The organism is Halochromatium glycolicum, from assembly GCF_016584085.1.
GTDB classification, from domain to species: domain Bacteria; phylum Pseudomonadota; class Gammaproteobacteria; order Chromatiales; family Chromatiaceae; genus Lamprobacter; species Lamprobacter glycolicus.
In genome coordinates, this window is record NZ_NRSJ01000029.1 from 1 (window position 1) to 24437 (window position 24437).

Annotated in this window: 25 protein-coding genes and 1 pseudogene; 13 read left to right on the top strand and 13 right to left on the bottom strand. The window is 65.8% G+C overall.

The features are described from left to right. Nucleotides 1-155: 155 nt before the first annotated feature. Nucleotides 156-2123: a sensor histidine kinase gene (locus CKO40_RS15020; RefSeq protein WP_200347069.1), complete on the bottom strand. Its 1968-nt coding sequence runs from the start codon at nt 2121-2123 to the stop codon at nt 156-158. A 36-nt stretch (nt 2124-2159) separates the two neighbouring features. Beyond that, a complete protein-coding gene (locus CKO40_RS15025; protein WP_200347070.1) occupies nt 2160-2312 on the bottom strand; it encodes a hypothetical protein in 153 nt (50 codons plus the stop codon). On the opposite strand from CKO40_RS15025, the gene CKO40_RS15030 reads away from it, so the two are divergent. Beyond that, nucleotides 2311-2943: a LysE family translocator gene (locus CKO40_RS15030; protein ID WP_200347071.1), complete on the top strand. Its 633-nt coding sequence runs from the start codon at nt 2311-2313 to the stop codon at nt 2941-2943. The genes CKO40_RS15025 and CKO40_RS15030 overlap by 2 nt on opposite strands. A 145-nt stretch (nt 2944-3088) precedes the next feature. On the opposite strand, the gene CKO40_RS15035 is transcribed toward CKO40_RS15030, so the two are convergent. The 5 genes from CKO40_RS15035 to nrfH all read right to left on the bottom strand — a co-directional run bounded on the left by CKO40_RS15035 (nt 3089) and on the right by nrfH (nt 9185). Further along, on the bottom strand, nt 3089-4561 hold the full coding sequence (locus CKO40_RS15035; protein WP_200347072.1) for a hypothetical protein: 1473 nt from the start codon (nt 4559-4561) through the stop codon (nt 3089-3091). After that, nucleotides 4558-5883, bottom strand: coding sequence for a KGGVGR-motif variant AAA ATPase (locus CKO40_RS15040; protein ID WP_200347073.1), 1326 nt, complete (start codon nt 5881-5883; stop codon nt 4558-4560). Before CKO40_RS15040 ends, CKO40_RS15035 begins: the two co-directional genes overlap by 4 nt. Before the next feature lie 3 nt (nt 5884-5886). Then, a complete protein-coding gene (locus CKO40_RS15045; protein ID WP_200347074.1) occupies nt 5887-6267 on the bottom strand; it encodes a hypothetical protein in 381 nt (126 codons plus the stop codon). A 455-nt stretch (nt 6268-6722) separates the two neighbouring features. Continuing rightward, the gene (locus CKO40_RS15050; protein ID WP_200347076.1) at nt 6723-8516 is read right to left on the bottom strand and encodes an ammonia-forming cytochrome c nitrite reductase subunit c552; all 1794 of its coding nucleotides are present in this window, start codon (nt 8514-8516) and stop codon (nt 6723-6725) included. Nucleotides 8517-8660: 144 nt separating this feature from the next. After that, a complete protein-coding gene (gene nrfH, locus CKO40_RS15055) occupies nt 8661-9185 on the bottom strand; it encodes a cytochrome c nitrite reductase small subunit (RefSeq protein ID WP_200347078.1) in 525 nt (174 codons plus the stop codon). Between the two features lie 565 nt (nt 9186-9750). Between nrfH and CKO40_RS15060 the strand changes: the two genes are divergently transcribed. The 3 genes from CKO40_RS15060 to CKO40_RS15070 all read left to right on the top strand — a co-directional run bounded on the left by CKO40_RS15060 (nt 9751) and on the right by CKO40_RS15070 (nt 14958). After that, nucleotides 9751-11232, top strand: coding sequence for a SulP family inorganic anion transporter (locus CKO40_RS15060; RefSeq protein WP_200347080.1), 1482 nt, complete (start codon nt 9751-9753; stop codon nt 11230-11232). Between the two features lie 47 nt (nt 11233-11279). Further along, a complete protein-coding gene (locus CKO40_RS15065; protein ID WP_476702804.1) occupies nt 11280-12155 on the top strand; it encodes a universal stress protein in 876 nt (291 codons plus the stop codon). Between the two features lie 172 nt (nt 12156-12327). Continuing rightward, nucleotides 12328-14958 (top strand): sensor domain-containing protein, encoded by a 2631-nt coding sequence (locus CKO40_RS15070; protein WP_200347082.1) that lies wholly within the window; start codon nt 12328-12330, stop codon nt 14956-14958. 19 nt (nt 14959-14977) lie between these two features. On the opposite strand, the gene CKO40_RS15075 is transcribed toward CKO40_RS15070, so the two are convergent. Beyond that, nucleotides 14978-15574: an SAM-dependent methyltransferase gene (locus CKO40_RS15075; RefSeq protein ID WP_200347084.1), complete on the bottom strand. Its 597-nt coding sequence runs from the start codon at nt 15572-15574 to the stop codon at nt 14978-14980. 148 nt (nt 15575-15722) lie between these two features. Between CKO40_RS15075 and CKO40_RS15080 the strand changes: the two genes are divergently transcribed. The 6 genes and pseudogenes from CKO40_RS15080 (at nt 15723) to CKO40_RS25400 (ending at nt 18194) form a co-directional block, all read left to right on the top strand. After that, a complete protein-coding gene (locus CKO40_RS15080; RefSeq protein WP_200347085.1) occupies nt 15723-15962 on the top strand; it encodes a hypothetical protein in 240 nt (79 codons plus the stop codon). Nucleotides 15963-16116: 154 nt separating this feature from the next. Continuing rightward, nucleotides 16117-16350: a DUF433 domain-containing protein gene (locus tag CKO40_RS15085; RefSeq protein WP_200347087.1), complete on the top strand. Its 234-nt coding sequence runs from the start codon at nt 16117-16119 to the stop codon at nt 16348-16350. Further along, nucleotides 16347-16751 carry a DUF5615 family PIN-like protein gene (locus CKO40_RS15090; protein WP_338074188.1) on the top strand — a complete coding sequence of 135 codons (405 nt, stop codon included), beginning with the start codon at nt 16347-16349 and terminating at the stop codon, nt 16749-16751. The genes CKO40_RS15085 and CKO40_RS15090 overlap by 4 nt, the downstream gene beginning before the upstream one ends. A gap of 190 nt (nt 16752-16941) precedes the next feature. After that, a pseudogene (locus tag CKO40_RS25390) lies at nt 16942-17637 on the top strand (DNA methyltransferase); the annotation flags it as partial. Between the two features lie 187 nt (nt 17638-17824). Next, nucleotides 17825-18004: a hypothetical protein gene (locus tag CKO40_RS25395; protein ID WP_200347093.1), complete on the top strand. Its 180-nt coding sequence runs from the start codon at nt 17825-17827 to the stop codon at nt 18002-18004. 25 nt (nt 18005-18029) lie between these two features. Next, nucleotides 18030-18194: a hypothetical protein gene (locus CKO40_RS25400; RefSeq protein WP_200347094.1), complete on the top strand. Its 165-nt coding sequence runs from the start codon at nt 18030-18032 to the stop codon at nt 18192-18194. 86 nt (nt 18195-18280) lie between these two features. Here CKO40_RS25400 and CKO40_RS15110 read toward each other — a convergent pair whose 3' ends face one another. From CKO40_RS15110 to CKO40_RS25175, 3 genes are all read right to left on the bottom strand, one after another. Further along, complete coding sequence (locus CKO40_RS15110; RefSeq protein WP_200347095.1) at nt 18281-18703, bottom strand: PIN domain-containing protein; 423 nt, start codon at nt 18701-18703, stop codon at nt 18281-18283. Next, a complete protein-coding gene (locus CKO40_RS15115) occupies nt 18693-18911 on the bottom strand; it encodes a hypothetical protein (protein ID WP_200347096.1) in 219 nt (72 codons plus the stop codon). The genes CKO40_RS15110 and CKO40_RS15115 overlap by 11 nt, the downstream gene beginning before the upstream one ends. A 64-nt stretch (nt 18912-18975) precedes the next feature. After that, on the bottom strand, nt 18976-19059 hold the full coding sequence (locus tag CKO40_RS25175; protein WP_338074190.1) for a helix-turn-helix domain-containing protein: 84 nt from the start codon (nt 19057-19059) through the stop codon (nt 18976-18978). A 405-nt stretch (nt 19060-19464) separates the two neighbouring features. Between CKO40_RS25175 and CKO40_RS15120 the strand changes: the two genes are divergently transcribed. The 3 genes from CKO40_RS15120 to CKO40_RS15130 all read left to right on the top strand — a co-directional run bounded on the left by CKO40_RS15120 (nt 19465) and on the right by CKO40_RS15130 (nt 21500). Next, a complete protein-coding gene (locus tag CKO40_RS15120; RefSeq protein ID WP_200347097.1) occupies nt 19465-19977 on the top strand; it encodes a hypothetical protein in 513 nt (170 codons plus the stop codon). A gap of 231 nt (nt 19978-20208) precedes the next feature. After that, nucleotides 20209-20496, top strand: a complete 288-nt coding sequence (locus tag CKO40_RS15125) for a sll1863 family stress response protein (RefSeq protein ID WP_200347098.1) — start codon at nt 20209-20211, stop codon at nt 20494-20496. A 17-nt stretch (nt 20497-20513) separates the two neighbouring features. Continuing rightward, nucleotides 20514-21500 (top strand): universal stress protein, encoded by a 987-nt coding sequence (locus CKO40_RS15130; protein WP_200347099.1) that lies wholly within the window; start codon nt 20514-20516, stop codon nt 21498-21500. Between the two features lie 80 nt (nt 21501-21580). Here the strand turns inward: CKO40_RS15130 and CKO40_RS15135 are convergent, their stop codons facing one another. Beyond that, nucleotides 21581-23296, bottom strand: a complete 1716-nt coding sequence (locus CKO40_RS15135) for a cation:proton antiporter (RefSeq protein ID WP_338074189.1) — start codon at nt 23294-23296, stop codon at nt 21581-21583. Nucleotides 23297-23410: 114 nt separating this feature from the next. Next, entirely contained in the window at nt 23411-24211 is an 801-nt protein-coding gene (locus CKO40_RS15140) for a BON domain-containing protein (RefSeq protein ID WP_200347100.1), read from the bottom strand. Between the last annotated feature and the right edge of the window lie 226 nt (nt 24212-24437).

Genomic DNA, 24437 nt, shown 5'->3' on the forward strand with positions numbered 1-24437 from the left:
TCTTTTCGCTCGCCTTCTTCGTCGCGCCGCCGGTCACATAGCCCGGCTATGCTCCCGGCGACGCTCCTCGAAGGCAAACGACAATCCTGCGCAATTCGGTACGAGCTTTTCCGGCAATCGCCTAAGTCCACCTGCCGCTCGCAAGCATCGGCGCTTCAATCGATCCAGCGCGGCAGGTCGATCTCGATCGTCGTGCCCGCCTCCACGCTCGAGCGAATTGCGAGCCGACCGCCATGCTGCTCGACCAGCCGCCGGACGATGGCCAAGCCCAGACCGGTGCCGTTCGATTTCGTGCTGAAGAACGGCTCGGTGAGGCGCGGCAGGAGCTCCGACGGGATCGGCTCGCCCTGATTGTGCACCGAAAGCCGTACCTCCCCGGGCTCGTCATCGGTTCCCAGATCGACGAGACGCCAGCGGATCACAGCCCCCTCGGGTGCCGCCTCGCAGGCGTTGTCGGTCAGGTTGGTCAGCACCTGTCGCAGCCGATCGCGATCGGCCATGACTTCCAGCTCGCCTGCGGGTGACGCGCACTCGAGGCGGTAGCCGGGGTGACGCTCGGCGGCTGCGGCCACGTGCTCGGCCAACAGTGCTCCGAGCGCGAGCGGGCGCAGCTCCAAGCTCAGCGGCTTGGCATAGAGCAGGATATCGTCCAGCAGCCGACGCATGCGCTCGGCCTCGCCCACGGCCAGATCGACGCGACGCTTGGCCCGCGGCTCCTGCTCGTGCTCGGCCAGATAGCCGAGTGCCATGGCGATGGTCGTCAACGGCGAGCGTAGCTCGTGCGCGATGCCGGAGGCGAACTCCCCGATGGCGGCTAGCCGGGCCTGCTCGGCCAGGCGCGCCGTGCGGCCGACGCCCTGGGTGAGCAGTTGGGCGATGTTGCCGAGCAGACGCCGCCGGGCGCCGCCGAAGCCATCCGGATCACGGGTCGCAAAGACCACCACCGCAGGCACCGGGGTCTGGGTCTGGGGCGTCAACGGCAGGAAGATCGCGTCCTGCATCCCGAGCGCAACCAGGTGGCGCAGCAGCTCATAGGCCGGGTTCTCGCGTGCGCGCTCGACCATCCCGTTCACGTGCAGCGGCGCCTCTTCGGCCAGGACCTGCTCGAGCAGGGTCCCCTTGAGACGATAGCGGCGCTGATCACCGGGCTGGGGTGCGCCATCGAGCCAGCTGGTCTCGACGCGGGCGTTGGCGCGGCGCTCGTCGATGAACAACAGACCGCTCCAGTCGCAGCCCAGCAGCGGCCGGAACTCGGTGTTGAGCAACCCCATCAGCTGATCCAGGTCCTGTCCCTGCTGCAGCCCCTGGATCAGCCGATAGAGCAGATCGAGCCGCTCCGAGAGGCGATTGAAGCTGGCGGTCAGATCCTGGATCTCGGTGGTGCCGGCAACCGGCAGCCGGTGGCCGAAGTCGCCGTCGGCCACGCGCTGGAACCCGGCCGTGGCGCGTCGCAGCGGCCGCAGCACCTTCCATTGCAGCAAGGCGAGCAGCAGCACCGCGATCACCAGGGACACCGCGGCGACGACGAGCGTGCCCTGCGTCATCACCCGGTACTCGTCCTCGGCCCAATCGCGCAACGCCTGAGCGAAGGCGTCGACCGCCGCCATCAGCCGATTGTGCGCCTCGATCACATGCTCGGCCGCCCACTCGAGGCGCGGCTCGTCTTCGTCATCGCCCAGTGCCGCAAACAGCTCGGCGCGCCATTGCTCCCAGGTGCGCTCCAGCGCAATGGTTGCCGCTTCGGCCTTCGCCCCCAGATGCGGCTGCAGCCAGCTCGGCAGCCACATCGGCAGTGCACCGCGGAAATCACCGCTCATGAAGGTGGCAACGATCGCGTCGATCGTCTCGACCTGAGCCAACAGGTCCTGATAGTAGAGTCGGACGTCGCGGTAATAGGTCGGATAGTCACGGGGGGCGTTCTGCCAGTAGTTCATCCCCTGCGCATGCATCTGCTCGACCGTCAGTTCCAGCTGCGCGGCCTGATTCACCAGCCCGATCGAGCCCAACTGACGCTGGAAGGCGCCGATCGTATAGAGGCCGGCCGCAGCCAACAGGAGGCCGAGCGCGAGATAGGCCGCGGTGACCTGTACGCTCAAGCTCGCCAGATAACGGGATAGCAACATGGTGATTGGCGGCTACTCTGCGAGCGCGAAGCAGACCTATTGGTCATCTTGGTCGTGCAGATCGGCTGACGCCGGGATCTCTATCTCGACCAACGGCCCTGCCCCCTTTGCCATCTCTTGAGCGCTGACCACAGTACCTGCGGCATACTCGAACGGGCGCTGATGCAGGAACCGGGGTTGCACGAACATGTTACTGGAAGCCTGGCTCTCGCTTGCGCTGCTCTGCTTGCTTGGCGCCATGACGCCGGGCCCGAGCCTGGCGGTGGTGCTCGGCAGCATGCTGCGCAGCGGGCCTCCGGCAGGGCTTGCCGCCGCCATCGCCCATGGGCTCGCGGTCGCGCTCTACGCGGCGCTCACGGTGGCCGGACTGGCGGCACTGCTCACTGCATCCCGCACCCTCTTCGCCTTGCTGCAACTGGCTGCAGCCGGCTATCTGTTCTATCTCGCGCGCGGCGCGCTCCGTCAGCGTGCCGCCACGCGGGCGCCGAACGGCAGGACGCGCAGCGATGCCGGCATCGGCGCGGCGGCCCGCGACGGCTTCATGATCGCCTTCCTGAACCCGAAGCTCGCTGTATTCATGCTGGCGCTGTTCGCGCCCTTCATCACCCCCGATCAGGGGCTAGGGACCAAGACCCTGCTGGTGCTCACCATCGGCAGCATCGACGCCCTCTGGTATTCGAGCGTCGTGTTGGTGATGGTTCGCACCGGACTGCTGGCAATGCTGGAACGGCACGCCGTCTCGGTCCAGCGCCTGTATGCAGCGCTGCTGACGGCGCTGGGCCTGTTCGTCTCGAGCCGCGCCCTATCCACCTTGCTGTAGTTCCCTAGTGGCCTTGCTGGTCGATCACCTGGCTCCAACGCGGCGACATCCAGAGTTTTGACTTTGAACGGACTCATCGTGCGCGAGTGTCGATACAAACCACGATAACATGCATACGCAGCTGGACTGATTTGCAATTCGGCTTTTACCTGGGGGGGCGTACCCCCCCTTTACGACGGATTCCAAAGCCCACACGAAAGATATCTGGGATGTTGATGCGGCCGTCGTCGGTTCGATAGAGGACGCCGAGCGCCTCTAGGTCGCCGACGAGAAGTTCAATACTTCGACCGTTCTCCGCCGTAGACGCGTAGCGGCGCGGCGGCAGCTTTTCATTCGAGACCCGCAGCACTTCATGTAAGACCAAGGTCGTCCATTTCTCTCCCAATTCGCGGATCTCTAGCGGGACCGCCATACCGTGCAGCTGCCTCAGTAACGGTGCCACCCAGGGGTAGTCCTCCCGGCTCAGCTCGTCGACACGGATCGCGGATGCCTCGGCCACGCCGCGCTTGATTGCCTCATAGTGCAAGGGATGGTCGTGCCCCGAATGCTTTTCGTGGGTGATATCCGCGGCCTTGCGAAGGGCAAGCAACAGACTACGCGGGGCGATTCGGCCGTAGGCGTCGGCCAGATGGCCCGTGATCCAGGTATAGGTATAGCCACGCCGGGGGTTGGTTCCCATATAAGGGCCGGCAATGGCTTCCAGGATCGGCCGTTGGTTCTCCTCGTTGCCCCTCATCGCATCCGGCGCCCGCCAAAAACCGTCCGCCGACTTCCACCGCAGTCTAGTGATTCGTTCGGCCAACTGCCGGAAGTGATCGCCCGCGGAGCCATTCGCCAGGGTGTGGAAGAGCAAGCCGTAGAGATCCACCGGCCGCCAGACGAGATCTACGCGATTGTGCCGAAGTTTTGAGCTATCTCGGACGTCGAAGACCCCCTCGTCCTCCTCCATGTCGGGACGGATGAAGAACTTCAGCCGAATGTTCGGGTACGGCCGGCAGGCCAAGGCAACTTCGAGTGCTCCACGTGCCAGGGCGCGGACCTCCTTCCAGCTCCCCGGGACCGTCGTGTCGAGGGAATCGAAAATCAGGAGCAGGTACCTCCCATTCTGCTTCAGGGAAGTCGCCGCTTTGCCGAGCAGTTCGTTGAAGGACTCGGGGTCTTCCCGTGCCCATTGAGCTGCCTGATCGAAACGATTGGACGAGAACGGAAGTCCACAAACATCTGCCAACTGCCGCGCCAGTACACCGCGCCAAATATGCCGGGGCTCCAGCCCTCGGTCCAGCAGCATGCCCAGACTCTCCGAGTCGGGATGCCCCCCCTGATACGGATCATTACTGAAGCCGACCCGAACATGGGTATCCTTCAGCGTTTTCGGAGCCCCGGCGCCCACCAAACGCTGCCGAGCCGCATCGTCGAACAAAGCCGCCGTCCACACCGACTTGCCGGCCCCCCGCATACCAACCACCACGGTGGTGTCCAGGTTGAGCGCCTTGGTGTGACTCTCGGGCACATAGAGCTCGCCGGGCCCGGGCGGTGTCAGGCCCTCTTGCGCAGAGACATCCGGCAGCTCACCAATAGCGGCACGCAGCGCGAGACCGGCATCGCGATCGGGTTTCATGGGTTGCCTTCCCCATCATCCGTGAGCAGTTGCCGCGTCGCGGTGTCGAAAAAGCCCTCAAACGCACGCTCCATCACATGCCGCGCCGGCGCCAGGTCTGGTTCCTGGAAGGATGCCCCACGCAAATCGTCGACCGAATACACCGGCAGCGGCCAGTGGGGCATACCCTCGTCGGTCTCTTCCGGGGTTCCCGGAGTCGGCTCCTGCTCCTCATCGTAGAGCGATTGCCAGGTGGCATAGGAATGCCCCCGCAGCGCATCGAAATCGCGCTCCATCCCCCCTGACATGGCGCCCACCGTGGTCAACCGCCAGCGCAGATCGCGGTCCGGCATGCCGTATTCCACAGCCGGAGACCACCGCAGGTGCTTGAACAAGTGATCGTAGGCGGTCCAGGTCTGGGAATCGTCCCGAGCGAAGAGAAAGGCATGGGCTCCCAGCCGCGTGACCGCCGCCGCACCGATGTCGTGCATACCGGCCCGGGCATCGAGTAAGGCCACATCGAAGGGCTCGGCCCGGCCCTTTCCGGCCTTCAACAGTTCCAGCACCGCCTCCGCGAAGCCCCGCTCTGCACCGTCCGCGCCCATCACCGGCAGGTAGGCACGGCCCAGCTTAGCCACATAGTCCCGGGTTTTCTTGCCGAAGGCCGGAATTACTCGAATCTCCCCGGGGGTGCCCGGCGCCAGGTCGACTCTGCCGAGCATTTCCTCGAAAAGGTCGGGGTCGGCCTGTCCGACGCGGCCCTCCACCAACCAATCCACCACGCCGTAGTCGGGGCGAAGATCTCGGCGGGGGTCCTCCGGCGCCTCGCGCAATAGCAGGCTCTGCAGGCCGGGTGCCTCCAGGTCGAGATCGACGACGAGCACCTTGTATGCCAGACCCGCCAGGTAGTGCGCCCACGCGGCAAAGGTGGTGGAGCGTCCCACTCCTCCCTTGAGGCTGAACGCCACCGCGGTTGGCAGCGGCGCCCGATCTACAAGCGGCGTTCGCAGCCAGTCCTGGTTGTTCATTAGGCGGTCCACGAGATAAACCGCCAACGGCTCATCATCAAGGCGGATCGACTCGCTGCCCCCAAAAATCTCCTCCGGCAGGAGCAGGTCATCACGGGTTTGCACTGCCTCGTCCGGGCCTGGGCCGAAGGCGCCGAGGCTGTGATGCAAGGCCTCGGACAGGGTGGCTCGTGCTTCCAGGTGCGCACGGGGAACATCGACAGCGACCGAGACCCGACCGACCAAGTCACGGATCAGGTAGACGGGGCCGAATCCGGCAAGCTTCTCCTTGGCGAAATCCCGCGCGATATCGAGGGCGTCGTGAAAGCGGACCATAAGCTATCCTCGGAAAAGGCCCACGGCGCGCAACAGGCGATGGGCACAGTCCCGATGAACCTTGATAGCTTCCTCGGTTACGGCGCCATCACCGTGATAGCGCTGCTCCACATCCCAATCGTCGAAGCGATTGCTACCGGCAAGCAGCCCTACGAGGCCGGGAAACCGGTGCTGAAAGGCCGTTGCCTGCATCCTGTTCCACAGCACATTGATATGCTTACGGTGTGCCTCCTCGCGAAAGTACCCCATAGCCTGCAGCGCCGACTTCAACGCGCACTCCGCCGCGAAGCCGTAGTGGTGATCGGCGTTTTGCCGCCTTTGCTCCCGGTCCAACAGCTGGGCATCCGCCCAGTGGCGCCTGGCTGCCGCAGTATAGTCCTCCATAATGATGCCCCCTACTCGCGTGCTCTCCATCCACTTCGTGAGAAACGAAAACCGAGCAAAACTCCGGGAAGCCTCCAGGCATTCCTCGCCTTGCGGTCACATGTACTCACATGGAATCGCGGTCGTCCGGACCTGGAGGGCGCTGACAGCTTGGACACGAAACCACCGCTCAGGCGCACCGACTGCTCTCTTCACCAACATGGACGCACCCGCCGGGAGAGTGAATGCGCAGCTATTGGCGAGGCTCCCGTCTAACGTTCATGGCACGGCGCCACCCCGGACGATGAATTCCGCGTGATCACGGTAAACGTTCAGCACAGCTTCTGCTGCTGAGCAAGGTCACCGACGACCGCATGCCACCAGGTTCCCACAGGATTGGATGCGGCGCCAGACCGCGCGCCGGGTCAGGGGGCGGGAAGTCGATCACGCCGAGCAGCTAAGAGGAGCTGGCTCCCTCACTCGCTTCGCACCGGCGCCTGCTCGGTCGGCGTCACCCCTTGGACCGGCTCGGTCGGCAGGGCCTCGGTGCTCGGGGCGGCGGGAGCACGCAGGCGCAGGGCCGCGGCCTGGGCCTGGCGGCTGTAGTCGATCGACTCGGCGAGCAGCCGCGCCGATTCCTGATCGGCATGGAAGCCCTTGGAGTTCTCGCTGCTGATGTAATCGAGCCGCCACATCGCCTTGCGCTGAAGCTCGAACACCTCGTCGAGCTCGGCCTCGCCGGCACCGCCGGCCTTGGCCTCCATGATCGCATCGAGCATCGCGGTCATCGCCTCGCCGGCGCGCTCGGTCAGCGCCATGGTGCGGCTTTGGATCGCACCGACCCGGGCGCGTAGCTCGGCCTCGGGCACGTTGTGGCAGGTCTGGCAGGCGCTGTTGATGTTCTCCATCGGGCTGCGCACGTTGTGATTGCTGACCTTCATCGCGCCTTTGCGCTCATAGGGCATATGGCAGTCGGCGCAGCTCACCCCGCTGCGGGCGTGGATGCCCTGGCTCCAGAGCTCGAACTCGGGGTGCTGGACCTTGAACACCTCGGCTCCGGTCTCGCCGTGCTGGTAGTCATAGAAGCCAGTGCCGTCCGGGAAGGTCGCCTCCTCCCAATAGGCCTCCGCGTCGTCGGCGCTCAGCCCCTTGCCCCAGGGGAAGGTTAGGGTGTCCCGGTTAGCGCAGTAGTACTCGACGTGGCACTGGCCACAGACGAACGAGCGCATCTCCTGCGGCGTCGCCAATTCGTTGGGGTCATAAGGCTCGCTGCGGCTGCCCTGGCGCCACTGCTGGATGCTCGGCAGGTGCGGCACCGCGCCCTCGCCCGCGGCCAGCTCGGCGACACCGAGCAGGAAGCCCGGGCGGGTCACCCGGATCTGCATGGTCTCGGGATCATGGCAGTCGATGCAGCTGACCGGATGCGCCTCGCCGAGCATCTGCGCATGCTCCTCGGAGATGGCCTCACCGGCATACTCGCCGGTGTATCCGCCGGGCGGCGCCTGCGGAAACACCGGCTCGTTCTCGCCCGGGGTGCCGTCCGGCGTGGCATAGAGCATCGCCAGCACCTCCTGATAGGGCTCCTGGCTGAGTTCCTTGAAGCCGCGGATCACCGCTGGCTGATTGAACTCGGCAGCGAGCTTCTCGTCGGTGATCTCCTCGCCCATTGCCTCCAGACCGACACGACGGTAGAGCACGTTCATCGATGCATGGCAGTGGAGGCAGGCGCCCGCCTGCGGCTTCTGGGTGACGCGTTCGGTCACACCCTGATCGTAGAGCATGTAGGCGTGGCCGCGGGCCTCGCGGTAATCGATACTGAAGGCGTAGCCGGCATAGAGCCGCTTGAGCCAGGGGTGGGTCTCGAGCTTGCTCTGCGGCATCGCGCTGCTGCCGCCATAGAACTCGCCGCCCGAGGTCGACTTCCAGCCCGCGAACTGATGCGGCCAGTTCTTGCCCCAGGGCTCGGGATCGGTCGTCAGCTCATCGACCTCGACCACCCGAACGAACGGCTGGCGGGCGTCCTGCTTGTGCGTGAACATCGTGATCAGCACGTAGGTCACGATGAGCGTCGCGACGGCGGCACCGACGAAGACCAGGCCAAGGACGAGCGCGCGGCCTGCTTGCGGGCTGCGGCGGGCCCGATGCCGCCCCGAAGCGAGCAAAGGCTGCCGGCGCGCCGGCCGGCGGCCTGACCCGATGCTTGGGCGGATGCGTGGAGCCTCAGCATGCGGATGCGCCGGTTGCTCGGTGTCGTGGGAAGGCGGCGTCATCATGAACCTCTCAATCGGTTGATTCAGGATAGATTGCGGCCCGCTTTGCGGCCGATCAGCAGCAAGTCCGTGATCGACAGCGAGTGACCGTGAAACCACGGCGACGAGCGCTTCATTCTCCAGCGTGGCGCGCCGCTATGGTCGCTAGCGCCGCTGCGCATGGCCAACGTCACTGTGACAGTGGACGCATTGCTGCATCCCGGCGCCTGGCTCGGCCGGAAGCAAGTGATCGACGAGCGCGCGGTGGCAATGCAGGCACGCGGCCTGCGCGACCCGCTGATTGCGCGCCTTGATCTGGATCGGCTCGTGGAACGCGCCGGTGGTGAAGGCCAGCGCATGGAAGAAGCCGTTGTCGGCCTTGGTCAGCCATTTACCGATGAAATCATGGGGCAGATGGCAGTCGTTGCAGCCGGCGACACCGTGGTGGCTCGACTTGACCCAGGCATCGTAGTGGTCCTGCATCACGTGACAATTGATGCAAGCGGTCGGGTCGTTGGTCAGATAGGACAGCCCGTTGCCGTAGCCGAGCGTGAACAGCCCGACACCGCCGAGCACGCCGAGCATCGCGGCGACGCCCACAGCGAGCGCACCGCGTTGCGTGATCGAGTGGCCGCGGTCGGACTGGGGGCTTTGGCTGCTAAGGTCATTCCGGCGGCGGTGCGTCTTCATCGACCTGTCTGGCGGACCTATGGGCTGAGGGTGCTGCCCCGAACTCCAATGCGAGACGGAACCCTCAGGATAGCAGTGCATCCGACGGCTCGCTGGCAGGCGCCCCGGACGCGACCGACGAATCGTTCAGCGCTGCCGCCTGCAGCGCCATCTTGCTCGGCTAAACGACCAGCTGGATCAGCATGCGGCGCTCCCCGCCGGCCGAGGGACTCGCGCCTGAGCGTTCACCCAAGACTTGTTCCTGCGGCATCCAATCCCGCCTATTGCTGCTGACGAAGCCTATGAGCCGACCATCAGGTCTGCCCGGAGCCGGCCGGCGCCGTTTCAACCGGAGGCGGTTCCCTGTATACTCGCCACCCGTTTCCCAAGTCGGACCACCAGACCGCCCGCCGGAGAGACCCCGCCGATGTAGGCACCAAGCGCCACTCGAGTCCGTCGGACTCCCGCCGTTACCCCACCGCGATGCCGCGCGCTTGATGCTGACGTCCTCGTCTTAGCCGTACTCCACGGCTCTTGACCCTTATTCGCAAGCCGCATTGCCGTCGCGACTGATTCCATTGCCGCTATGAAATCACTTCGCAAGGACTGGCTTTCCAACATCCCCAACGACCTGCTCGCCGGACTCGTCGTCGCGCTCGCGTTGATCCCAGAGGCGATCGCCTTCTCGATCATCGCCGGCGTCGATCCCAAGGTCGGGCTCTACGCCTCGTTCTGTATCGCCGTGGTCACCGCGTTCGTCGGCGGACGGCCGGGCATGATCTCGGCGGCGACCGCAGCGATGGCGGTGCTGATGGTCGATCTGGTCGCCGATCATGGCCTGCAATACCTGCTCGCCGCGACCGTGCTGACCGGTGTGCTGCAGGTGCTGGCCGGCTGGCTCAAGCTCGGCAATCTGATGCGCTTCGTCTCGCGCTCGGTGATCACCGGCTTCGTCAATGCGCTCGCGATCCTGATCTTCATGGCGCAACTGCCCGAGATCACCGGCGCGAACCTGACCTGGGAGGTCTATGGGGTGCTCGCGGCCGGGCTCGCGATCATCTACCTGTTCCCGTACCTGACCAAGACCATCCCGTCGCCGCTGGTCGCGATCGTCGCGCTGACCGCGGCAGCGCTCTACCTGGGCCTGGACATCCGCACCGTCGGCGACATGGGCCAGATGCCCGATACCCTGCCGGTCTTCCTGATCCCGGACATCCCGCTCAACCTCGAGACCCTGCAGATCATCCTGCCGGTCTCGGCGACCATGGCCGTGGTCGGCCTGCTCGAGTCGATGATGACAGCAACCATCGTCGATGACCTGACCGACTCCAAGAGCAACAAGAACCGCGAGTGCGTCGGTCAGGGCACCGCCAATGTGGTCACCGGCTTCTTCGGCGGCATGGCCGGCTGCGCGATGATCGGCCAGACCGTGATCAACGTGAAATCGGGCGGCCGCGGGCGCCTGTCGACCCTGACCGCCGGTGTCTTCCTGCTGATCCTAGTGGTCTTCGCCAATGACTGGGTCGCGAAGATCCCGATGGCGGCGCTGGTCGCGGTGATGATCATGGTCTCGATCGGCACCTTCAACTGGGCCTCGTTCAAGAACCTGCGTGAGCATCCGTTCGACGCCAACATCGTGATGCTCGCCACCGTCGCCGTCACCGTCTTCACCCATGACCTGGCCCAGGGCGTGCTGGTCGGGGTGCTGCTCTCGGGCTTCTTCTTCGCGCAGAAGGTCAGCCGAGTGCTCTATGTCGGCTCCACCCCGACGCGCGAGGGGCGCGAGCGCGTCTACCAGGTCGTTGGCCAGGTGTTCTTCTCGTCGGCCGATCGCTTCGTCGCCGCCTTCGACTACAAGGAGGTGATCGAAAAGGTCGTCATCGACGTCAGCCGCGCGCACTTCTGGGACATCACCGCGGTTACAGCCCTCGACAAGGTCGTGCTCAAATTCCGCCGGGAGGGCACCGAGGTCGAGGTCGTCGGGCTCAACGAGGCCAGCCGCACCCTGGTTGACCGTTTCGCAGTGCATGACAAGCCCGATGCGGTCGAGAGCCTGATGGGCCACTGATCGGCCGCTGATGGACCCTTAACCGGCGCGAACGAGGACCGATCCCGATGCAAGACCCCATGCAGGCACAAGACAAGGTGTTGGCCTGTGTCGATCATTCGCACTTTGCCGATTACGTCACCGATGCCGCGTCCTGGGCGGCACGGCAGATGGGCGTCCCACTGGAGCTGCTGCATATCCTCGACCGCGACGCCGAGGTTGCGATCGGGAAGGATCACAGCGGCGCCATTGGCGTCAATGCCCAGCAAAACCTGCTCAGCGAGCTAGCCGAGCGCGATGAATCGCGCAGCAAGGCCAACCGCGAGCGCGGCCGCGAGCTGCTCAACAGCCTGCGCGAGCGGGCGATCGAGCTCGGCGTCGAGTCGCCCGATGTGCGCCAGCGCTACGGCGATCTTGAGGAGACGCTGGTCGGCGCTCAGGACCAGGTCAGGTTATTCGTGCTCGGGCGCCGCGGCGAGTCGGCCGAGACCACCCAGCGCGACCTCGGGCGCAATGTCGAGCGGATGATCCGCTCGCTGAGCAAGCCGATCCTCGCCGTCACCGATCAGTTCAGCGAGCCAGAGCGGGTGCTGATCGCGTTCGACGGCGGCAGTATGACCAGGCGCGGCGTCGAGATGGTCGCCGCGAGCCCGCTCTTCCGCGGCTTACCGGTGCATGTACTGATGAGCGGCAAGGCCCGCCGCGACAGCGAGAAGCAGCTCGACTGGGCGCGCAACACGCTGGAGCAGGCCGGGCTCGAGGTCACCGTCGCGCTGATCCCCGGCGACACCGAGCGCGTCATCGCCCAGTATGTGCACGAGCAGTCGATCGACATGCTGCTGATGGGCGCCTACGGCCACTCACCGCTGCGCAGCCTGCTGTTCGGCAGCAAGACGACGGACCTGCTGCGCTCGGCGAAGGTACCGACCTTGCTGTTGCGCTGAGCCGAGCCGAGCGAGGCGCTGACCGCGCGCCCGAATAGGCCACCCGGACAGTGCGCCCGGATAGCGCGCCCGGATAGCGCCCACAGGCAATCGCTTCGAGGAAGCGGGCCGGGCATGCACCGATGTGCTGCGGCATAATGTTGCCGGACCCACTGCCAACGGAACCCTGGGCATGCGTTGGAATAGCTCCCCGGCATGGATCATCCTGGTCTATCTCGCCTTCGGCAGCCTCTGGATCATCCTCTCCGACTGGCTCCTCGGCCTGCTGGCGCACGATGCAGCGCAGCTGGTGCAATGGCAGCAGTACAAGGGCATCGCCTTCATCGCCGCCACCGCCCTGCTGCTGTACGGCATGCTCGCCGTGCGCCAGCGCCAGCTCGCCCGCAGCGAGGCACGCTTCCTGGCAACCTTCGACCAAGCCGCTGTCGGCATCGCGCAGGTGGCCCCGGATGGACGCTGGCTGCGGGTGAACCGGAAGCTCTGCACGATCCTCGGCTACTCCGCCGATGAGCTGTTGGCGCGGTCCTTTCAGGACCTCACGCATCCCGACGACCTCGATGCCGACCTCGAGCTGATGCGCGCGGTGTCGGCCGGAGAGCGCGACACCTATGCGCTCGAAAAGCGCTACCAGCACAAGGATGGCCATCTGTTCTGGGCCAATCTGACGGTATCGCTGGTCCGCGACGCCCGCGGCCGGCCCGACTATTTCGTCTCGGTGATCGAGGATATCGATGCACGTGAGCAGGCCGAACGGGCGCTGCAGGAAAGCGAGGCCCGACAGCGGCTGTTCATCCAGCACGCGCCCGCAGCGCTGGCGATGTTCGATGACGAGATGCGTTTCATGATGGTCAGCGACCGCTGGCTCAAGGACTTTTCCCTGCCCGACGCGGATCTCCGGGGGCGCGGCCATTACGAGGTCTTCCCCGAGATCCCGCAACGCTGGCGCGCGATCCATCAACGCGCCCTGCGCGGTGAGGTCTTGCGCGCTGACAACGATTTCTTCGTCCGCCCCGATGGCCGCACCCAATGGCAACGCTGGGAGGTGAGGCCCTGGTACAGGGCGGATCAGTCGATCGGCGGTATCGTCATCTTCACCGAAGACATCACCCGGCAAAAGGAGGCGCAGCGGGAGATGCGCATCGCCGCCACCGCCTTCGAGACCCGTCAGGCGATGGTGATCACCGATGATGCGCAGCACATCCTGCGCGTCAATCGGGCCTTCTGCGAGACCACCGGCTACCGCCAAGACGAGGTCATCGGCCGGACCCCCGCGCTGCTCAAATCGGGGCGCCACGATGCCGCCTTCTATCAGGCGATGTGGCAGGACTTGCGCGCGCACGGGCAATGGCAGGGCGAGATCTGGAACCGGCGCAAGAACGGCCAGATCTATCCGGTGTGGCTGCACATCTCGACCGTGCTCGATGAGGCCGGCCGCGTCAGTCACTATGTCGGCGCCTTCGAGGACCTCTCCCGGCACAAGCAGGCCGAGGCCCAGATCCACAGCCTCTCCTATTTCGATGTGCTGACCAAGCTGCCCAACCGTCGGCTGTTCATCGACCGGCTGCAGCAGGCGCTGCGCACCAGCGAGCGCGCCCGCCGCCACGGCGCGGTGTTCTTCATCGACCTCGACGACTTCAGCGCGCTGAACGACACCCAAGGCCATGATGTCGGCGACAAGGTCCTGCTCGAGGTCGCACGCAACCTGGTTGCCGCAGTCGGTGGCGATGACACCGTCGCCCGCCTCGGCAGCGACGAATTCGTCGTCATCATCGAAGACCTCGATGCCCAGACCGACCCCGCGCTGCTGCAAGCCAAGGAGGCGGGCGAGCAATTGCTCGCGGCCATCCGCCAGCCGATTCAGATCGGTGGCAGCGACTACGTGATGACCGCCAGCATGGGCATCAGCCTCTTCGACGGGCGCTCCGACAGCGTCACCGCGCTGCTCAAGCGCGCCGATGCGGCGATGCTGCAGGTCCGGAAGATCGGCCGCGATTGCCTGCATTTCTTCGATTCCGGCATGCAGCTGGCGCTGGAGCACCGGGTAGAGCTGGAGGCCCTGCTGCGCAAGGCGATCCCCGGGCAGCTCCAGCTCCATTATCAGCCCCAGGTGGACGCCGAAGGCCGAACCCAGGGGGCCGAGGTGCTGGTCCGCTGGCAGGACCCCGATAAAGGGCTGATCTCGCCAGGTGATTTCATTCCACTGGCCGAGCAGTCCGGCCTGATTCTGCCGATGGGGCAATGGATACTGCACAGCGCCTGCGAGCAGCTGGCCCGTTGGGCGCATGATCCGGTCTCGCGGCGGCTCAGCCTCTCGGTCAATGTCAGCCCGAAGCAATTCCAGCAGCCGAATTTCGTCTCGCTGGTCGCCGATACCCTGGATGCCTCCGGCGCGGACCCGGCGCGGCTGAAGCTCGAGATCACCGAGAGTCTCCTGTTCGACGACCTGGATCGGGTCACCGAGACCATGGCGCAATTGAAGGCGCGCGGGCTGCGATTATCGCTCGATGACTTCGGCACCGGCTTCTCATCGCTCGCGTATCTGCGCTCCTTGCCGGTCGATGAGCTCAAGATCGACCAGTCGTTCGTGCGCGAGCTCTCGCCCGAAGGCAGCAATGCCGCCATCGTGCGCACGATCACCACGCTGGGGCAAAGCCTTGGGCTCGACGTCATCGCCGAGGGCGTCGAGACCGAAAGCGCCCGCCAGTTCCTCCACGCACAAGGCTGCAGCTATTATCAGGGGTTCTATTTCGCCCGACCCATGCCGATCGAGGAGCTCGAGCACTTCCTGCATTCAGCGAGCTGAAGGCCGCGTGGCTCAAAGCTCAGCTCGGCTTGCGCGCGACCAGGTCGATCAACGCCGCGTGCCCGGCATGGCCACTGCCTTCCTGGAGCTCGAGCTCATACTCGTCGAGTGTGAGAATCTCCATCTCGGCGAACGCATCGCGCAGCAGCTCGGGCGTGTACAGCAGCTCGGCGCAGGGCGGACCGCCGGTGCCGTAGGCAAGCTGTGCTGGGGTGAAGCCGTGCAGCAGGAGCAGGCCACCGGGAGCCAGGGTCTGCTGCATGCCGGCGAAGATCGCGGCCCGCAGCGCAGGATCGGCGAACTGGATGAAGATGGCCACGACCAGGTCATAGGCACCGGGCTCCCACTGCCAATGGGCCAGGTCGGCGTAGCGGAAGTCGACCGCCACCGCGCGCTCCGCGGCGAGCCGCTGCGCCTTCGCCAGGGCCACCCGGGAGCTGTCCAGCGCCGTGACCTCGAGTCCCTGCTGCGCCAGATAGACGGCATTGCGGCCCTCGCCCTCGGCGATCACCAGCGCGCGCTGCCCCGGCCGCAGCCGATCGCGCTGCGCCACCAGGAACTGACTCGGCTCGGTGCCGTAGAGATAGTCGTCGCGGTCGAAGCGTTGGTCCCACATCTTGGGCTGTACTCATGCGTGGTATTCGTAGAAAGCGGTTGCGCCCAGTCGAAAACTGAGAGCACTGCATCGCAGCATACCTGACGGTCGCAGCGGCCTCGATAGGGCCCTCGCCTCAAGTAGGTTTCCAGCACGACGCCAAGACTCATTGAGCGCTTTTCCGCCGAACTCGCACTGCCATCCGGATCTGGTCCCCAGCCTTGACCGGCGTCTGGCCGATCGGCTCGGGTTGCCGTTCTCGGCGATCATCGACGAGGCCCGCGGCCACGCGCCGCCAAAGCACAAGTACATCTACTGCCTTGCGGATGCGGGGCTCGCGGTGTATGCCAAGCTGGTCCAACAAGAGCGAAGCTGCTGTGAGGCGCCATATAAGGAGTTCCTGATGTAGCACCTCCGCACCCCTGGAACTGTAGGATATTGGCTCTCCCACGATCCAAGACGACCTCGGCCACCGCGACCCGAAACACACGGCCATCTATACGCGAACGCCCGCCAAACGGTTTGAGCGCTTTTGGCACTGATCACTAAAGGAAGGAGGCACCATGAATACACCATTTGATCGAATCACCATCGATCCGGAGCAGATGAACGGGCAACCATGCATCCGCGGTATGCGCCTGACCGTGCGCCGCGTCGTGGAGGCGACAGCTCTGTATCCGGATCGTGCAGAGCTCAAGCGCGAGTACCCGGAGCTCGAGGACGATGATATCCGCCAGGCACTCGAGTTCGCCGCCTCGAACCTCGACGATCAGATCGTCCATCTGGGTGCTGCGTGACCCGGCTGCTCCTCGACCAGGGACTGCCGCGCAGCTCTGTGCAGCGCCTCGCCGATCAGGGCATTGATGTCTGCCATGTCGCCGACATCGGCTACAGCCGGTCCACCGACGAAGAGATCATGACATTGGCGCTCGAACAGGAGCGCACAGTTGTGACCCTCGACTCCGACTTCCATCGCCTCCTGGCCATTAGCGGCGCCAGCAAACCTTCGGTGATTCGCATCCGCCGCGAAGGCCTGCGCGGCCCAGAAGCCGCGATGCTGATCGCACAACTCTTGGAACAGCTCCGAGAGCAGATCAAGGCCGGTGCCATGGTGACGGTTACCGAGCGGGCGGTGCGGTTGCATCGGCTGCCTCTGCGGAAGGTCGCCTCGAAGCCTTCCCGCGGCGAACGGCATTAGCCGTTACTTATATGGCACCTCACAGCAGCTTCGTTCTGGTTGGGCCAAGCTCGCTGAGGCGTTCGCGCTCAGCAAGACCCAGGTCAACCAATGGGTCAAGCAGGCGGTTGCCGAGAAGAAGCTCAGCAAGTTTTCCAGACCGGTGCGTTATGGGGCGCCGAACGCCGCGCAGGGGGCGCTGAGAAAGGAGGTCGAGCCGGCCATCTTCGGCACCCTGCTCGAGCGCGCGCTGGACCCGATCGAGCGCCACAAGCTCGGCGCCCACTACACCCCGCGCGCCTACGTCGAGCGCCTGGTGCTGCCGACCGTGATCGAGCCGCTACGCGCCGACTGGGCCAACGTCCAGGCCAGCGCCTTCCAGCTCGACCAGGACGGCAAGCGCGACCAGGCCATCGACGCCGTGCGCGCCTACCACCGCCGGCTGTGCACCGTGCGCGTGCTCGACCCGGCCTGCGGCAGCGGCAACTTCCTCTATGTGACCCTAGAGCATCTCAAGCGGCTCGAGGGCGAGGTGCTCGCGGCCCTCGGCGATCTCGGCTTCACCCAGCAGTGCCTGGAGCTGGAAGGCGGCACCGTCAGCCCGGAGCAGATGCTCGGCCTCGAGACCAACCCGCGCGCCGCGCGCATCGCCGAGACCGTGCTCTGGATCGGCTACCTGCAATGGCACTTCCGCACCTTCGCTAAGACCCCGCCGCGCGAACCGCTGCTCAAGGACGTCCACAACATCGCCAATCGCGACGCGGTGCTCGCCTGGGACGCGATCGAGTATGCGCGCGACGACCAGGGCCGCCCGATCACCCGCTGGGACGGACGCACGCTGAAGTCGCACCCGGTCACCGGCGAGCCGGTCCCGGACGAGCAGGCCCGCGTGCCGGTAGAGGTCTACCAAGGAGAAGACCCTCCACGACCAGGGCCTGGTCTCGCTGCTAGCCCAGCTCCACGACGAGCTCGACGCCGCTGTGCTCGCGGCCTATGGCTGGGACGACCTCGCCCCGGCGCTGATCGGCCGCCCCGGCGGCACGACCCCGCTGCCGGACAAGCCCGCTGAGCAGGCCGCCGCGGAAGAGGAACTGTTGAGCCGGCTGGTCGCGCTCAACGCCGAGCGCGCCGCCGAGGAGGCTTGCGGGCGCGTGCGCTGGCTGCGGCCCGAATTCCAGAACCCGGATGGCCAAGGCGCCGACGGGCTCGCCGTCGACGGCGGGGCCGGCACCGCGCCCGAGCCGGCCGCGGCGGCCAAGCGCCCCTGGCCCTAAGGGCCTGCCCGACCAGTTCCAGGCGGTGCGCGAGCAATTGGACCAGCACCCCGGCCCAGCCAGCGCGGAGCAGATCGCGCGCCTGTTCAAGCGCGCGCCGACGAAAAAGGTCGCCGAGCTGCTGCAGACGCTCGCGACCCTGGGTCAGGTGCGTCAGGATGATCGCGATCGGTTCAGCAACGCCTCGTAGGCCTCCGCCGGCACACGGCAGAACGCCGGTTGATTGCAGTTGAGGATCGGGATAGCGAAAGCCGTCGATGCTGCGGCCCTTCTTCTTCAGTTCCTATCTCCTGCGGATGAAGCAGACCAAGGATTGATGATCGTGAGTCCAGAGGCGAGCACCTGTCCGTGCTGCAGATCCTCTGAATAGACTCGAGTGCAGCCGGCTTCTTGCGCCGCGGCCAGGATCTGGCTGTCGTAGTACGAGAAGCCGTAGCGTTGCGCGATGTCTAACGCGAGCAAGATGGTTGATGGCGCGACCGGGTGCAGCTGTGCGGTTCCCATCAGCCGCAACAGCACGGCTCGAATCGCTTCGAGCTCGTAGCCGAGCTTGCGCCGCATGACGTTCGCCACCTCACTCAGAACCTGGGTGGAGATCACCGCTTCAGCAGCCAGCAGCGCGAGCGCCCTGTGCTGTTTGGCATCGTCCTTGGCCAGGCTGTAGAGGACGATGTTCGAGTCGAGGAAATCAGCGGGCATTGGCCTCGTCGCGGTCGAACATGAAGCCGCTCAGGTCCTTGCGGTAAGGCGCGAAGAAGGCCGTCAACTCAGCGAGACGCTGCTCGGCATCTGGGTTGCGCTCGACGGGATGGCGGGTCTTAAGGTAGCCAATGAAGTCGAGCACTTCAGCGCGCTGTGCGTCGGCGAGATCCGCGGCTTCGCGCACGATGAGATCAAGGTGTTGCATGGGATGACTCCCCCTCGGCGTGGCGGGCCTGCTGCATCGCCAGGGCCTCGTTGAAGACGACGCGTCACGAGCCCGCAAGGCGGCGCATGTCCCGGTCTTGGGCGCCATTGGGCATCAGTTCGAACCTGAAGGCTTGGAGACACAGCATCGGTCAATGATAGCTGATGCGGCGGCGCACCGATCGCCATCCTGCGCCAGTCCATCGAACCGCAGCAAACGCCGCATTAGACCCCAACCCCGGCATCGAGCCGGCGCTGAGGGGTCGCGCTCTTTGGTCACTCGCTCAGCTCCGCCGCGAGCAGCGCGATCGAGGTATCGAGTTCCATCATGAGGGAACGGTGCGGGCGATCGCCTTCTGCTTAACCTGCCCGCCTTCCGCCGACCTTCCCGATCCCCCACCTTGGGAATCGCGTCGAACGCATGCAGAATAGCATCGCGAATCGGATTCTCGGATCACCGAGCAGCCGGTCATGCTGCGCCGCGTGCCGAGAGGCCATCATCCGGCGTTCGCCTCCCAGCAACAACACCATCAACAATCAAAAGACACCTTATCATGCAGAACACCCCGCTTTGGCTGCCGGCCCTGCTCCTAGCGCTCCTCCTCCCCGGCCTCGCCAGTGCCGAGAAACCCAGCACTGAGAAACCCAGCGATACCCAGTCCCTAGCCGGCGTCAGCGCGGGCAAGATCGCCTGGGACATCAACATGGCCAGTCCGAAAAAGCTGCTGCTCTATCTCAAGGTCATGGACGAGACCTACGAGGACCTGAAGCGCCAGGGCGTGGAGCCGGACATGGTGCTGACCTTCCGCGGCCCCTCGGTGCGGTTGATCACGACCGAGCACGCCGAGGTGTCGCTCGATGAGGAGGTCCAGCGCGAGGGCATCGCCGCGCAGCTCGCGGCGATGCTGGCAAAGCCGAACGTGCGCGCCGAGGCCTGCTCGGTGGCGACGCGCCTGAACAACGTCGACCCGGAGACGCTGCTGCCGAGCATCGAGCACGTCGGCAACACCTTCGTCTCGCAGATCGGCTATCAGGCCCAAGGCTACGCCACGATTCCGATCATGTGACCTCGCCGGGCTGCAGCACCGCTCGCACGCTCCGGCCACGGGCAAAGCTCATCGTCGCGGTGCTGTCCTATACTGACTTATATCAACCCAGCGTATCACCGTTCGCGATGCCCTGCCCGAAGGACGGGCAGGCTCGGGACGGGCGGATGCGGACGGGCGCCGATGCAGTAACTGAACACTGAACAGGCCGCCCACGCAAAGCGCAGCAAGCCAACCGAGGAGGACCCAACGATGACCGAGAAGAACGCCTACATCGAGAAGACCAAGGCCCAGCTCGACCAGTGGAATGCCGAGATCGAGAAGCTCAAGGCCAAGGCCGATGAGGCCCGGGCCGACGCCAAGATCCATTACCAAGAGGAGGTCGAGAAACTGCGCGAACGCCGTGACCACGCCCAAGAGCAGCTCGCCAAGCTCCAGGCCGCCAGCGATGAGGCCTGGGATGATGTGAAGGACGGCTTCGAGCACGCCTGGCACAGCCTGAGCGATGCGCTGCACAAGGCGCGGGAGCGCTTCAAGTGAGCCTGCTCTAGAAAACGATGCAGCCCTTCGACAACATCCTCTACGTGGTCGAGCGCGACGCGAGCCCGGCCTGCGGTCTGGAGCGCGCCGCGGCGCCGGCGCGCGCGAATCAGGCCCGGCTCACCGTCACCGAGGTGATCGAGCCGCTGCCGCCGGGCACGCGGCTCGAAGGGCTGGAGCTGACCACCGATGCGCTGCAGGAGGCGAGCCGGCGCGAGCGCGCAGCGACGCTGCAGCAGTTGATCGCGCCCTATCAAGACGGGCTGCGCATCGAGGCCCAAGTCCTGACCGGCAGGCCGTTCCTGGAGCTGATCCGGGATGTGCTGCGCCACGGGCGGGATCTGATCATCAAGTGCGTCAGCGGTCAGCCGCAGCGAGGCTCGCTCTTCGGCAGCACCGATCTGCACCTGCTGCGCAAATGTCCGTGCCCGGTCTGGCTCAGCCGGCCGGATGCGGCCCTGAACTTTCAGCGCGTCCTGGCGGCGGTCGACGTCACCCCGGTCACCGAGCGCAAGGAACAGCAGCAGCAACAGGCACTGAACGCCCGCATCCTCGACCTGGCCGCAGCGCTGGCGGTCTCGGAATTCGCCGAGCTGCATGTGGCGCATGCCTGGCAGGCATTAGGCGAGCCGCTGCTGCGCGGCGGCCTGATCGCCACCCCGGCCGAGACCAAGATCGATGCCTACATCGAGGCCGAGCGCCGCCGACATGCTCAGGCGCTCGAGCAGGCGCTCGTGGACCTGCAGAGCCGGATCGGCCGCGAGGCGAGCGATTGGCTGAAACCGGTGCGGCATCTGCCCAAGGGCTCGCCGCGCGTCGAGCTGCCGGCCGTGGCGACCCGGATCGAGGCCGACATCCTGGTGATGGGCACCGTGGCCCGCACCGGGATCGCCGGGCTGCTGATGGGCAATACCGCCGAGACCATCTTGCACCGGCTCGATTGCTCGGTGCTGGCGGTGAAGCCGGACGGCTTCGTCAGCCCGGTGACCCTTGAGCAAACCTAGCCAAACGGCCCACCGGCATGCTGGCTCACAAGCCGCTGAATGCGATGGCCCTGAACGCAGGTTTTAGGGTCTCCGATCCGTTAGCCACTGCTCGCTGGCATCCCGCCCAATGCCCTTGAGTCATCCGCCGCAACGCGCTTGCGGTGGATGGCGATGATGTTGTCGGCGGCGAAGTCGACCGCATCGCGGAACGGATAGAGGATGATCGGCGCCCCGGCGCGCCAGAGCTTGGCGCCGCGCGCCTCGTCGCGGGCGACGACGGCGATCTCGCCGCTGAAGCGGCGCTCCGCCAACGCATGGAGCAGCATCCGGTTGGACTCGATATCGGGCAGGGTGCTGATGACCCACTGCAGCCCATCGAGCGGCAGGGCATCGAGGAAGGCCGGGTCATGGCCGTCGCCGAAGCAGACCGGCAGCTCGCCCTGCTGCGCCAGCGTGCGCACCAGCTCCGGATCGCAGTCGACCCCGAGCACGCGCAGCCCGCCCGCCTGTAGCCGTTTGGCCATGCGCAGGCCATAGCGCCCTAGACCCAACACCAGCACCTGCGGCCGCAGATCGGCCGCGACCTGCTGCTCGGCGGCGATCTCGCGCTCCGGCCGTGCGCGCTCGAAGACACCGAGCACCGGCGCCAGCAGCCGATACAGCGGCTGCGAGTAGAGGATCATATAGGTCGACAGGGTGATGGTGACGATGCCGACCAGGGTGGTCAACCCGAGCGCCTCGAGCCCGATATGGCCGAGCCCGATCCCCATCGCGATGAAGACGATCGAGAACTCGCTGATCTGGGCCACCGTCAGCCCCGCGAGGAAGCCGGTGCGCTTGCGATAGCCCATCACCCCCATGATGGCCATCACGATCAGCGGGTTGCCGATCAGCACGAACAGCGACAGCAGCACCGCCGGCCAGACCTCGGCGCCGAGGGTCGAGAAGTCGAGCTCGGCACCGAGATCGACGAAGAAGAACAGCAGCAGGAAGTCGCGGATGCCGCTGAGCCGGGCGCTGATCGCCTCACGATAGGCGGTCGAGGCGAGCGAGAAACCGGCGAGGAAGGCGCCCGCCTCCTTCGAGAACCCGACCCATTCGCCCAGTGCCGCCAGCCCCGTCCCCCAAGCGATCGCGAAGATCAGCAGCAGCTCCTGCGAGCGCGCCATGCTGCGCACCAGCGGCGGGATCAGGTAGCGCATCAGCACGAACATCAGCACCGCAGCGCCGAGGATGCGCCCTGCGAGCGAGGCGACCACCTCCCAGGGCGGGGCCTCGCTGCCGGCGCCGAGCGCGCTCATCGCCATCATCGCAATCACCACGGCGATGTCCTGCACGATCAGGAAGCCGATCGCGATGCGCCCGTGCAGCGCATCGAGCTCGCCTTTATCCGAGAGCAGCTTGACGATGATGATGGTGCTCGAGAAGGTCAGCGCGACGGCGACGTAGAGCGCCTCGACCACGCCCTTGCCGAGCGCCAGGATGAGCAGGAAGCCGAAGACGATGGTGAAGGCGAGCTGGCCGAGGCCGGTGGCGAGCGCCACCTTGCCGATATCGCGCACCCGCGTCAGATCCAGCTTGAGGCCGACCACGAACAGCAGCACCGAGACGCCGATCTGCGCCAGCACGCTGACCTGATCATGGGATTTCACCAGCTCGAAGCCCGCCGGCCCGACCGCGATGCCGACGATGATGTAGGCGATCAGCACCGGCTGGCGCAGCTGCACCGCGATCGCCCCGGCCGCGGCGGCGATGACCAGCAGCATCGCCAGCTCGGCGAAGGGATCGATGATGACGCCGGAGAGGGTTAGCACGGGGCAACGACTCCAAGATGAGGGACCCTGTCTTCGCGGCCGAGCCACCAGGCGGCCCGCGCCGAGGGCAGATGCCGCCCTCCGGGCCGCACCGTTGAGAACAACGGGCCTCGGTCAGCGTGGGCGCTCGATGATCAGCCGCGAATCGACATCGGTCACACCAGGCACGTCGGCGGCCAGGGATTCGGCCACCTTGCGTTCGGCCGATGAGGTCACTGCGCCACTCAGGATCACCGTGCCCTCGCGCGCCTCGACCTCGATACTATGGGCATTGACGGTGGTGTCGAAGCGCAAGAGCCGCCGCAACCGGCTGGCGATCCAGGCGTCGTCCCGCTCGACGGCCGCGAGCTGCGCCTGCTGTTCACGGATCGCCGGGATGCGCGCCGGATCGACACTGATGTAGTTGAAGACCTCGTCGACCCCTTCAGTCGTCGCGGTCAGCGCGGCGATGCGGTCTTTGGTCGCTGTGGTGCCGACCTCACCGTTCAGCCGCACGGCGCCGCGGTTGACCTCGAGCTCGATACCGAGCCCTGCGGTATCCTTCTGCCAGCTTAGCGTCTGACGCAAGCGTGCCGCAGTGGTCAGGTCTTCTGCGTCGATATAGAGACGGCTCGGCGCATCGGCCAGCTCGGCATCGACGCGGATGGCATTGTCCAGATCGCTGCCACCGGCCACCAGTGCCGCCAAGGCCTCGGCCAGCTTGCGCTCGGACGGATCAGCCACGGCACCCTGCAAGCGCAAGCGGCCGTCTTCATCGGTCAGGCGAATGTCATAACCGTTCAGCAGCGGGTTGGTCTCGATCAAGGTCTGCGCCCGAACGTCGATGTCGGACTGCGCCTGCGCGGCGCCGACGGACAGAAGGAGCGCCAGTGAAGAGCCAGCGAGCAGAAAGCTGGCCGCATTGTGCTGAGACATGGAAGGATTCCTCTTCTCGGGCTTGGGTCGGCAAGGCCGCTGCGCCGCTGTCAACGAGAACAGCAGAGACCATTGGTGCCCAGCATACCGTTCCCGAGGCCTGTATTGGTGACTGGTTTCGGGGCCGAGGCCCACTCAGACCGGTGCACCGCAACCAGCCGGCCGTCCAAGTACAGGATGTCCAAGGCCTTCCGCAGCAGGCCCAGTCAGGAAGGCCCGCTTAGGA